This window comes from Okeania sp. SIO3B5 (assembly GCF_010692555.1).
Taxonomy (GTDB): domain Bacteria; phylum Cyanobacteriota; class Cyanobacteriia; order Cyanobacteriales; family Microcoleaceae; genus Okeania.
In genome coordinates this window covers 18,767-31,012 of record NZ_JAAHHG010000032.1, presented here as the reverse complement: position 1 = coordinate 31,012, position 12,246 = coordinate 18,767, and the positions used below count along the sequence as shown (strand labels likewise).

Genomic DNA, 12,246 nt, shown 5'->3' with positions numbered 1-12,246 from the left:
TCTACGCGCAAGTTAGATAGTTTTTTTTGGGTTTCCCTATAAAAAAGCGCAGAAACCGGGTTTGTTTCAAAACTCCTTACGCTCTAAAATATTTGCACAAGCTAATAAAATTCTGAAAGTCAATCCCCCACCAATTAATATCCCTACCCACTCTAAATATGGTATATATGGCAACTGTCTCACAACTTCATCAACAACTTCAACATTAATAGGTTGAATAACCCCAAAATATTGCTGATAGAGGAATACATACAGTGTTCCAAACCCACCTATCAGCAATACAGATGACAAAGTACGCAAAATCACTGCCAACGATAAAGCAAACTTGTTAACTGTTAACTCAAAAGGTATAGTTCGCTGTCGGACTTGAGGCAGAATCAGATCGTTATACTCAGCAACAGTTTCTGATAACTTATTCATTGATGCCATAATACTCTCAGGGCGTAGACTTTGAGTTAAAGCACGGCGCCCCGATTCTTTATTATACTTTTTACTAATCTTGAAATAATCGAACTCTGGTAACAAATACTGAAGCGAACCATCTAATGTTAAAAGAGACCGACTAACTTTCAGAAATGACCAGTTAGTGGGGATACCATAGTTAATTAGAACTTGAGAAAGCTCAGCGGTAGCTCCACCCAAGGATTTTTCTTTGTATGATAAGCCCTTAAGCCCTGACTGAGCTGCCCAATTCACTACTGCCCGTGCCATTTCTACCCGTACTCTGGGAATATTAGCCTTCGGTACATCTACACCAAATCGTATAGTGTAGTCAGCAGCTTTGGCAAAATCCCCTTCTCCCAAGGCATTATTATACTTCATATAGGTATCTCTTGATTCTTTGTCTAGAGAACCCGTGCTTCCTAAGTCAATCAATACAAACTTGTTCTTACGCAGCAAAATAATGTTACCCGGATGTAGGTCACCATGATAGAGATTATCTTCAAAGATTTGTCGCAACAATGATAAGTATAAGCCTTCACCTACCTTTTTGGGGTCTACATCGTTTTCGTCCTCCCATCTTCTAGCTTTAGCGCGATCGCGTTGATAGGTCTTAATATAATCCGCCATTAATACACCATCGATAAATTCCATTACCAAAACTCGACGTTTAGAATATTTATCGTAAATTTTCGGAGCATATATCTTGTGCTCTTTTAACGTTTTTTTCATCCTACGAGCATTTGTTGCTTCATAGCGGAAGTCTAACTCTTCTCTAAAAGTTTTCTCCAGTTCTGCAATAGCTTCATCTAAACGTAAATAACTACCAATATTCAAGGTGATCAACACATTGACAAAAAGCTTAATCACATCCAAATCTCGCTTAAAAGACTCTGCTAAACCAGGGCGTTGAACCTTAACAACCACAGGAATTAGTTTTTTCTTCTTCCGCAAAACTGCTCTATGAATTTGACCAATAGATGCAGCAGCCAAAGGTTGTTCATCAAAGGCTGCAAATATCTGATCTATTGGCTTGCCTAATTCTGATTCAATAGTTGACTGTGCTATATCAAAAGGAAATCCAATAGCTTCATACTGTAACTTGAGTAGTTCATCACATACTTCATCTGGAAATAAGTCGCTTCGCAATGCTAATAGCTGACCTGCTTTTACCCAAAAACCACCAAACTGTTCAAAGATTTCTCGTAATTGAGTGGCTGTTTTTTGCACATCTGACTTACCAGTAAACTTGCGGTATTGTATTCCTAAAAAATAAACTATGAATCGCCAAATAATGTAGGGGGTTGATAACCGACGAGTTTCTAGTTTATCCACAATTTTGACTGTTTTTCGGTCTTTTTTCTCAATTATAGGGGTAGGAATATACTTCTTCTTTATCATCTTTTAAACTAGAAAAATAAATTATTAATTAATTGTGTACTTTACTATAGCAATCCTATTTTATTTGTGTATAAAAATCTTACCGCTTTTAGGGAACAGCGGTCAGACCCCGCGTCGCCGTCAGGCGCAAGCGGTCGGACTCCGCGACGACGCCAGTCGCAAGGGAATGCCGACCAAGAGAGGGAATGCTGACCAAGAGAGGGAACAGGAAACAGGCGGGAGTTTCAGTTTTTTTATCTACGTTTTTGATTACCCGCAACCTCTGCGCGGATTGCTATATTTCATTTAACTTTAGATTTACTTTTAATTAAATCCTAGAAAATTACTCGGAATTCATCTTAAAAACACTCAGAATTTTAAATACCTCAATTTCTTAAAAATACAATTTTTTAGAGATAAAATCATAGATAAATTACACTTTTAAACTAAGTATTGGCCATGAAATTATTATAATGATTAATATTTAATTAACTAGATAGTGAAAACTATTTAATAATTTGGGAAAAATTGCTGGATATCAGATATTGTATGCAACAATTATCGCTAACCAGTTTTTCATTTCATACTTATTTACTTAGGTTTCAAATCAAGGAAATTTTTATTCAAATAAATCATCATTAACCATCGTAAATTTAGCAAATCTAAGATGAAATATTGCGGTCGCAATATTAAAGTCTCATTTTAATTAGGTTTGGATTTATAGTTCATATCATGTCTGGTAGCATCAGTATTGTATAGCAAAGGTAGGGAACAGGGAACAGGGAACAGGAAGGAATACTTAAGAGCAATAAAAAAAAACTTAAATTTCCTGCAGATATTCACCCTTGGGTTTACACAAACGATACCAGCGGACATGATATCAATAACAAAATCAACTCTTTGCATCAATTTATATGATGCAAATATAATACTAATTGCTTGCTGATTTTTATCTTTTTTTCATAAAAAACTTAAATATATTTCGGTGATTTAGGTAATTTAAAATTATAGGTGTGAGGACAATAAATAAAGATTGATAATTGAATAAATTACTTTGGCAATACTACTGACGCAACGCTCCGCGTTTTCCTAGGTCATGCTGCGCAAACATATCAGCGACAGCCGTTAACGTAGTTGTGCGCTAGCAAAACGCCTACTCTCTCATCAATAAATCCCTCCCTATTTTTTTGCTAAACCCATGATCAAAAACGTAAGCATTCAGCCGTCAGCCGTCAGCCGTCAGCCAGCCTCCTATGGGAGGAACTGCGTTATCAGCCATCAGCTATTGCTTTTAGTTATAAGATAAAAGCTTTATTAATTGTCTTACTACAAAAGTTAGCTTTCTTGTCCTTAAAGTCAGTTGTTAATTTAAACACTGTCCCATAAGAGAGAGTCTTGTTGCTGAAGTCCGCAGTTCCTCCGCAGGAGGCTAGCTGACAGCTAATAGCTGTTTGCGCAGCATTCCGCAGGAAATGCTTACTCAAAAACTAACTAACTTCACCAATAAAATAACCTTTTATTCCCTGAGAAGCAAACCAATTAATCGTTATTTCTGCCTGACTCTGTGACACTAAAACCACAAAACCAATCCCCATATTAAAAGTATTAAACATTGCTTCTTCTTCAACATTTCCAACTTCGGAAATCCACCTAAAAATAGGAGGAATATCCCAACTACTTTTATCTATATCAATATACATTCCCTTTGGCAAACAACGAGGTAAATTTTCTGGTAAACCACCCCCAGTAATATGAGCCATACCATGAATTTCTAAACCAGATTTTTGCGCTGCTAAAATTGGCTTGACATAAATTTTTGTTGGAGTTAATAACGCTTCTCCTAAACTTTTTTGCTCCAAAAAATCTGGGCTATCTTGTAGAGAAATATTGCATTCATCAATAATTTTTCTAACCAAACTAAAACCATTACTATGAATTCCACTACTTTCTAATCCAATTGCCACATCACCTACTTTTACCTGAGACCCATCCAAAATTAAACTTTTTTCTACAATTCCCACAGAAAAACCAGCCAGATCGTACTCACCAGGTGGATAAAAACCAGGCATTTCAGCAGTCTCTCCTCCAATTAAAGCACACCCCGCTAAACGACATCCTTCAGCAATACCAGAAACCACTTCAGTTAACTGTTGCTGATCCAATTTTCCAGTTGCTAAATAATCCAAAAAAAATAGAGGTTCCGCCCCCGATGTCAACACATCATTGACACACATAGCAACCAAATCAATACCAACAGTATGATGACAATTAAGAATATTTGCTAGTTTTAATTTTGTGCCCACACCATCAGTACCAGAAACCAAAACAGGTTCTGTATAACCACTTGGCAAAGCAAATAAACCGCTAAACCCACCTAATGCTCCTAAAACCTCTGGTCGGTGGGTACTAATAACCATATTGCGGATATTATCTACAAATTCACGACCCGCTTCAACATCAACACCAGCTTGTTTATAATCCATCATGTCTTAGGCCAAAACTTTGATTGTGCGCTAGACAACATAAAGATTAAGAAACCAATTTCTGAAAGATTCTCGATCTGGCAAAGGCAATTTCATAAATCCCTATTTTTGTCAGGATGTCTAGCCTTTAGAAGTTTACCATCTGTATTGTCTCTTTGACACTCCGCAGGATAAATCCACGCGGATTCTTAAGCAGAATAAATTTGCCGGGATAAATCCACGTCAAATTTAACCCTTAATGGCATAGCCGCGGACAAGTTCCTGATTTTGTTCTTTTGGGTCAGATACATTTCAACTATTATCGCCATATAGTATAAGTATAGCGAAAATAATTATGAAAGGCAATATTTAGACGACTGGTTAAAACCTGTCAGTTAGTTTTCATCCAGGGGTTAAAACGGCCTAGTGCCGCTACGCGGAAGTCATGCATTCAAAAGTCAAAAGTCAAAAGTATTGATTGGTAAGGCTTTTAGGATTTTGTAACTGGTTAGTTATTTCTGCCATCCTGCACTAGTTTCCCACATCCCTAAATTTTTACGATGAAATTAACCAAATTTTTTTTCTAATTTGATTCCCAATCTTAAAAGTTTGTGATACTCTATTCCAGTCTCTTAATAATACTTAAACATCGAAGAGTTTGGGTTATCTGGAATAGTCTTAGCTGGACTATGCCCAGATAAGTTCAACTCAATGGGTGCTTCTTAAAAAAAAGAGCTTAAAAAAAATAGGTTTATGAAGTACAAAATTTGGACTTTTCTGACTACTTTCTTGATATTTTCTAGTGTAGGTGTAGGTTACTCTTATGCAGATACTCTTCAAGAAGACAACTTTTATAAAAAAAACGAACCAACAGATAAAAGCTTAGAAACAAATGATAACTTACAGAAAACTCTTGCCAATAGACAGGCAGACGTGCTGAAAGTTGGAGAATACCAGTTAAACAGACAACAGGGAGAAGATACTGTTACTGAAATTTTTGCCCATGAACTAACTGGTCGTCAAGCTGCAACTCTCTATGTTCGTAATATTCCAGTTCTGACTTTTCTTGACTCTCAGAGTAAGAAGGTAAATAATATTAGTCCAGAGTCTAACTCAGACTCTTCGGTGAAAGTAGCTACTATTCAATCTTCTAATTCAAACCAACAAAAAGATCCTGTGTGGCGAGCATCAATAGTTGCCTCTCAACTAAATCAGCTAATGCAGGAAAACCCTAATCTGGATATTACAGCTAAGTGGGACACAGATACTGAAAGCTACATGATTCTGGTCAATGACCAAAAATTAGTAGAAATAGATGAGCAGACTATTCTGCCAGATACTACTAACGATTTAGCAACAGATACTCTACAAGCAACTAACCGTCTAAGACGACAAGTTAATAACGCTCCTCCTTTAAAAGAAATAACGGGCAAACCAAAACCAAAACCACAGCCAGAACCACAAAAAATAGCTGTTGGACCTATTACTTTCCAATATCAAGGTTGGGCTTCTTGGTACGGCCCTGGATTTCATGGTAACTTAAGTGCCAGTGGCGAACGTTACAATCAATATGCCATGACAGCAGCCCATAAAACTTTGCCTTTTGGGACAAAGGTACGAGTAACCAATCTCAATAATGGTAGTTCAGTCGTTGTCAGAATTAACGATCGTGGCCCATTTATTCGAGGCAGAGTTATTGATTTATCCGCTGCGGCGGCTCGTATTTTAGGTATGGTTCATAGTGGAGTTGCTCCTGTGAAAGTTGAGGTTATTGATTCTCGTGGATCTGTGCGACTCGTTGGTCACTAAACTAGGAAACTAGATATAAATGGCCGTTCCAAGTCAACACATGAGGATAACCTCGACTTGTGAATAACTCTTATTACCTTGGTGGTGAAATTCCATCCGCCCTGTTGTTGGGTTGACAGTGTAGACCACACGGTAGCGAATGAACATCAATCTGTGAAGCTGGTCTAAATGGGGTTAAAGCTTTAACTACCAAATAAGTGAGACTCCTAACAGAGACTGACAAGTGGACGAACAGGAAGGCAATTAAACTCTCGTTAGTGAAATCCATTCTCAAGGCAGCTATAGAATGTAGGACGTAAGTCAGAGGGTCTATGGGTGATTCTATAGATCTGGAATCATCAACAATCATATCGCACCCTCCGGGAGAATTTGCCCCACTAAATCAGTCGTAATTAAAGGTATAAGGGAACGAAGAAACCTCTCTTTGACACCTAAGAATATAGGTCGAGAACGAAGGTGCGCTATTCAAAGTCAATTTGCACAACGGTTGCAGGTCAAAGGGAGAGTAGGATTGGGTAAAAAGCTTTATTTGCAGACTTATCCACTGTTAGACGTAATGTAAGGCAATGAATAGTAATGAATAAAGCTCAGACACTAAAAAGAAGATTAGGAAACCCTAAGCCATTTTTAAGCGTAGCATGGGATACAGAGGATATACCCTCACAAGTTTCAATCAATCCTAACTTTAAATGGAAGGATATTAATTGGAAGAAGGTAGAGAAATCTGTGTTTCGATTACAAAAATTGATATACATTGCATCCAGCCGTGGCGAACTCCGCAAGATGCGCAGATACCAAAAACTTCTTTTAAAAAGTTATTACGCAAGGTTGCTGGCTGTCAGACGCGTGACACAGGATAACCAAGGTAAGAAAACTGCGGGGATAGATGGCATCAAAAACCTACCTCCTATGCAGCGACTAAACTTGGTGGACCTACTTTCATCACGCCACATCAAAGCAAGTCCCACCCGCAGGGTCTATATACCAAAACCAGGTAAAAATGAAAAACGTCCATTAGGCATCCCTACGATGTACGACAGAGCGTTACAAGCTTTGGTTAAGTTGGGTATGGAACCAGAGTGGGAGGCACGTATTGAGCCTAATAGCTATGGTCTTTTCCGGTGGTCAACACATGATGCCATAGAGGCCATCTTTAGCAGCATCAATAAAAAACCAAAATATGTGTTAGATGCTGACATATCCAAATGTTTTGACCGAATTAACCACGATGCACTCTTAGGAAAGATAGGACAATCTCCTTACAGACGATTAATCAAACAATGGTTAAAGTCTGGAGTGTTCGATAATAATCAATTCCTAAAATCTGTGGAAGGTACACCACAGGGAGGGGTAATAAGTCCCCAAAAGCGCAAACATCTCCCTGCACGGTATGGAGGAAAGACTTAAAAAGTTTGCAGAAAAACTTGAACTCAAGCACCCATCTGGGAGCAAAAAGAATAAAAAGGAAAAACGTAATAGCCTCAGCTTAGTACGCTATGAGTCTCGACTTTGTTATCCTACATGAAGACATCAAAGTAGTGTTAAAAGCAAAAACCGTAATACAGGAATGGTTAAGCCAGGTAGGATTAGAACTAAAACCAGAAAAAACCAAAATTGCCCACACCTTGGAAGAGTACGAGGGAAATAAACCCGGATTTGACTTTCTGGGATTCACAATCAGGCAATGGAAGATAAAGTCAACCAAACGGGGGTATAAAACGCTGATTAAGCCATCATCTAAAAGTATAAAAACTCATTATCGGAAATTGGCGGGTATATGTGATTCTCACAAAACCGCTCCTGCTAAAGCTTTAATAGCTAAGTTAAATCCGATAATCAGAGGATGGGCTAACTACTACTCAGCAACAGTCAGTAAAGAGATATTCTATAACTTAGACAATCTCTTATGGAAAAGATTATGGAGATGGTCAAGTAGAAGGCATCCAAATAAGTCAGCTCAATGGGTGAAAGAAAAGTATTATCCTTGCTGCAAAGAAATCCGAGATTGGGTACTTAATGACGGCAAATATATACTAAACCTACACTCTGATGTACCTATCATAAGGCACATAAAAGTTAAAGGTAATAAATCCCCTTATGACGGCGACTGGACTTATTGGAGTAATAGAATTGGTAAATATCCGGGCGTAAGGAAAGAAGTTACAACGCTGTTAAAACGGCAAAATAATAAATGCGCATTTTGTGGACTAACCTTTAGACCGACTGACCTACTGGAAGTTGACCATATAATACCAAGGTCTAAGGGTGGTGACAACACATATAAGAATAAACAATTGTTGCACCGACATTGCCACGATACTAAAACTGCCTTAGATAAAAAGACATATTCATGCGCCAAAGTTACAGGACTTACCTGAAGGTTATTTATGGGTTGACGATATGTTGATTTTAAGTTAGGGGTGTACCCATGACAAGGGACGTTTAAGAGAGGAGCCGATTTGGAGGTGAAAGTCTCACGTCCGGTTCTGAAGACGAGTCGGTTTGGTAACAAACTGGCTTAGTTTAACTAATTTTGGCATTTACTGGACTTACGCAAATTGACCTTTGAAGCACCATCTGTAGGGGCGAATGGCATTCGCCCTAGCCATAAGTAGAGTTTCTGCGTAAGTCCTAATTTATTTATTTAATTTTTCACTCTACATGACTACATGAGTAGTGACTCTATTGGTATCCTCTTCCGTTAAATCAAAGATTATAATGGGAGATTGCCAAACCTCACATCGGCGCGGTTTAATGCTTGAGTGGCACTTATCTAGACTTTTGCCAGTCTCCGACAGTACGCCAACGATTGTCAATTTACTCTACGATCTGCAAAGGTCGCAGTGAGACCTCAGTATTGTCATGTTTCTATTGCATCATAAGTCTATCTCAATGGAGTGCTTATTGTCTGTTTGGTCGCGATTCATATCCCGGTAAATCGGAGATTATACCGGGAGTCTTCACTCGCTCCATTTTTGATAGAAATAGCTAGGGGGAAAAGTCTATCTTTTCCCTCCTTTTTTCTGTTGGTTAAGTAAGTACCTGTGCAAAATTAATTTAACATTTGTCATTAGGAAATAGGGAATAGGGAATAAGAAATAAAATATGCTTATGTTTGAGCAGTCGGTCTAAAAATAAATTTCCTTACTTATTTAAAAGAGCATTAGATTATTGGGGTGGGGGCGGGTTAATCTAATTGGTTAAGACTTATTAATTTAACGTGGAACCCGCCCCTACTATTGCAAAATTTTAGGTATGTCACGCTACTACTTAATCTTTCTGTTCCTATTATCAATTGCCAATTATCAATATTATACTTATTAAAAAATGCGTCTATTTACCACTATTGCAGCTTTGCAATGCTACTTAAATTTATTGAAAAATGATCTACAAAAATCTCCACATACTGTTGGTTTAGTACCAACAATGGGAGCTTTACACGAAGGACATTTAAGCTTAATTAAACGTGCTAGAGAAGAGAATAAAATTACTGTTGTAACTATTTTTGTTAATCCTTTACAGTTTTCTCCTACTGAAGATTTCCAACAATATCCTCGGCAGTTAGAAACAGATAAAAAACTATGCGAACAAGAAGGAGTAGATATTATTTTTGCTCCCAGTCCTGAAACGATGGGCATGGAAAATGAGTTGTCTACTAACGCTCAAAATCAGACAACTACAGTTATTCCCCCATCTAGCATGACATCAATTATGTGTAGTCTTTCTAGACCTGATTTTTTTCAGGGAATTGCTACTATTGTAACTAAATTATTGAGTTTAGTTCAGCCAAATAATGCTTATTTTGGGCAAAAAGATGCTCAACAATTAGCAATTATTCAAAGGTTGGTAAAAGACCTCAGTTTGTCAGTTAATATTATTTCTTGTCCAATAGTTCGTGAAGCTTCAGGATTAGCTATTAGTTCTCGCAATCAATATTTAACTGTCGAACAAAAACAGCAAGCTGCCATATTATATAGTTCTCTTTGTCATGGTAGAAAAGTATTTTTAGAAAATCGAAATGCAGCAAATATTGTCGAAAAAATTAAAAATGCTGTGCAGGAACAATTAGCAACTTTACCATTTATAAAACTAGAGTATGTAGAAATAGTAGATCCAGAAAGTTTACAACCTTTAGAAAATATTCAAGATATAGGTTTATTAGCGATCGCTGCTCATATTGGATCTTGCCGTTTAATAGATAATATACTTTTGAGAAACCGTAAACCAATAATTGCCATTGATGGCCCCGCTGGAGCTGGCAAATCAACAGTAACCAAATTAGTAGCACAAAAATTAGGACTTTTGTACTTAGACACCGGGGCAATGTATCGAGCCGTAACATGGATGGTTTTACAAGCTAATATCCCAGTAGAAGATGAACCTCAAGTAGCAGAATTAGTAAGTCAATGTCAGATTAGCTTCAATGGCCCTGAACATAACCATGTCCTGATTAATGGCCAGGATGTTACAGAAACAATTCGGAGCAGAGAAGTTACAAATAATGTTTCAGCTATTGCAGCTCAGGCAACTGTCAGGTATTTTATGGTAGAGCAACAACAAAAATTTGGAACTAAAGGAGGAATAGTAGCAGAAGGACGAGATATTGGAACCCATGTATTTCCCAATGCTGAACTAAAGATTTTTTTAACAGCTTCTGCCGAAGAGCGATCGCGACGACGACTGCTAGAGTTAGAACAAAAAGGTCAAACTAATATCAGCTTAGAACAGGTAAAAAAAGATATTATTCAACGAGACCAAAAAGATGCTAACCGGAAAATTTCTCCCTTACGAAAAGCTCCAGATGCTATAGAAATTAGCACCGATGGTTTAAGCATAGCTGAAGTTACTCAGAAAATTGTAGATCTTTACACACAAAAAAATCCGGAAAGTACTTAGTAGATTAAGATTAGTTACATGAAACTCAGGAGGAGAATTAAGTATTTTATCAATCTAAATAAAAATATTTTGAATAATAGTGATTATTCCAGAGTTAAAACAATAGTTAAATTACCTAAAAAATAGAAAAACTTTGAAAAAATCACTGAATAATTTCAAGCAACTATAACTATAAAGGTGTGTAGGAAAAATATGACAAACTTAGGTTCACTATCCAGACAAGGAAAATCTTTAGCAACACTGATAGCTGCTAGTGGAAGTTTCTTAATCGGGATGTTATTGCCCATGGAAATCTGGACAAATCAACAAACAACAACAAAAGCAACTACAGTAAAAACAGCAACAAGTACAAATACAAAGCAAATAAATCAATCAACAAATAACAAAGAAACTCCATTAGAAGTAATTAAAATTAGTTCTGTTGTTGCTAAAAAAATTAATAATACTAAGCAAGAACTGAGGGAATTAGAATTAAAAACCTTTAATTTTAGTGTCCCCAAAAGATTCCAAAGTCAAACAGTTAAAAATGTTACTCTCAATAGCAAACAAAAAGTAATATCCTTAACCTTTGACGACGGCCCGTGGAACAATACTACAGAACAAATATTAGATATTCTCAAAAAACATAATATTCGAGCAACTTTTTTCGTAGTCGGCCAACATTTAAATGTACGTCAAGAAATAGGCAAAAAAATTGTAGAAGAAGGTCACGTTATTGCTAACCACACATGGAACCACCCTTCTAAAAGTAGTAAAATGAGTCCAGACCGGATCAAAAGCGAAATTGGACGTACAGCAGACCTGATATATAAAATAACAGGTAGGACTACTAACCTATTTCGTCCTCCTGGAGGTGTCCTCGTTAATGGTTTAGCCGACTACGCCAAAGAACGGAAACACACTGTAGTCTTATGGTCTGCTGATTCTGTAGACTGGTATTATAGATCGGCCCAAAAAATTACGAAAAAAGTTTTGAATAAAGCCAGTAATGGCGGAATTGTCTTACTACATGATGGAGGTGGCCCAAGAGGTCACGTTGTTGAAGCTCTGCCCAATATTATTGCTGGCTTGAAAAAACAAGGTTATGAGTTTGTTACTATACCAGAATTACTAACAATTAAAGATAGAGAGCTACATCAAGCAGAATTAGCAAAAAAAAGAGAAGTGAAAAAGCAAGAAACAAATGCACAAGAGGACAAGGAGTAGACTATAAGATATTACCGAATAATTAATAATTAATAATTAATAATTAATAATT

General features: G+C 37.1%; 5 protein-coding genes and 1 pseudogene. 4 read left to right on the top strand and 2 right to left on the bottom strand.

The features are described 5' to 3' along the window. Window positions 1-66: 66 nt before the first annotated feature. Both F6K54_RS07310 and purM read right to left on the bottom strand, forming a co-directional pair. Complete coding sequence (locus F6K54_RS07310; protein WP_293076051.1) at window positions 67-1,842, bottom strand: AarF/ABC1/UbiB kinase family protein; 1,776 nt, start codon at window positions 1,840-1,842, stop codon at window positions 67-69. 1,466 nt (window positions 1,843-3,308) lie between these two features. Further along, window positions 3,309-4,304 (bottom strand): phosphoribosylformylglycinamidine cyclo-ligase, encoded by a 996-nt coding sequence (gene purM / locus F6K54_RS07305; protein WP_293076055.1) that lies wholly within the window; start codon window positions 4,302-4,304, stop codon window positions 3,309-3,311. Between the two features lie 732 nt (window positions 4,305-5,036). Between purM and F6K54_RS07300 the strand changes: the two genes are divergently transcribed. The 4 genes and pseudogenes from F6K54_RS07300 to F6K54_RS07285 all read left to right on the top strand — a co-directional run bounded on the left by F6K54_RS07300 (window position 5,037) and on the right by F6K54_RS07285 (window position 12,194). Next, window positions 5,037-6,092, top strand: coding sequence for a septal ring lytic transglycosylase RlpA family protein (locus F6K54_RS07300; RefSeq protein ID WP_293076050.1), 1,056 nt, complete (start codon window positions 5,037-5,039; stop codon window positions 6,090-6,092). A 576-nt stretch (window positions 6,093-6,668) separates the two neighbouring features. Beyond that, window positions 6,669-8,614: pseudogene (gene ltrA / locus F6K54_RS07295) on the top strand (group II intron reverse transcriptase/maturase). A gap of 805 nt (window positions 8,615-9,419) precedes the next feature. Further along, window positions 9,420-10,988 carry a bifunctional pantoate--beta-alanine ligase/(d)CMP kinase gene (locus tag F6K54_RS07290; protein WP_293076049.1) on the top strand — a complete coding sequence of 523 codons (1,569 nt, stop codon included), beginning with the start codon at window positions 9,420-9,422 and terminating at the stop codon, window positions 10,986-10,988. A gap of 192 nt (window positions 10,989-11,180) precedes the next feature. After that, window positions 11,181-12,194 (top strand): polysaccharide deacetylase family protein, encoded by a 1,014-nt coding sequence (locus F6K54_RS07285; protein ID WP_293076048.1) that lies wholly within the window; start codon window positions 11,181-11,183, stop codon window positions 12,192-12,194. The last annotated feature ends 52 nt before the right edge of the window (window positions 12,195-12,246 follow it).

Excerpts from the sequence above, each read along its gene's own strand:
- F6K54_RS07300 (WP_293076050.1), top strand. The coding sequence starts at position 5,037 with ATGAAGTACAAAATTTGGACTTTTCTGACTACTTTCTTGATATTTTCT.
- F6K54_RS07285 (WP_293076048.1), top strand. The coding sequence starts at position 11,181 with ATGACAAACTTAGGTTCACTATCCAGACAAGGAAAATCTTTAGCAACA.
- purM (WP_293076055.1), bottom strand. The coding sequence starts at position 4,304 with ATGGATTATAAACAAGCTGGTGTTGATGTTGAAGCGGGTCGTGAATTT.
- F6K54_RS07290 (WP_293076049.1), top strand. The coding sequence starts at position 9,420 with ATGCGTCTATTTACCACTATTGCAGCTTTGCAATGCTACTTAAATTTA.
- F6K54_RS07310 (WP_293076051.1), bottom strand. The coding sequence starts at position 1,842 with ATGATAAAGAAGAAGTATATTCCTACCCCTATAATTGAGAAAAAAGAC.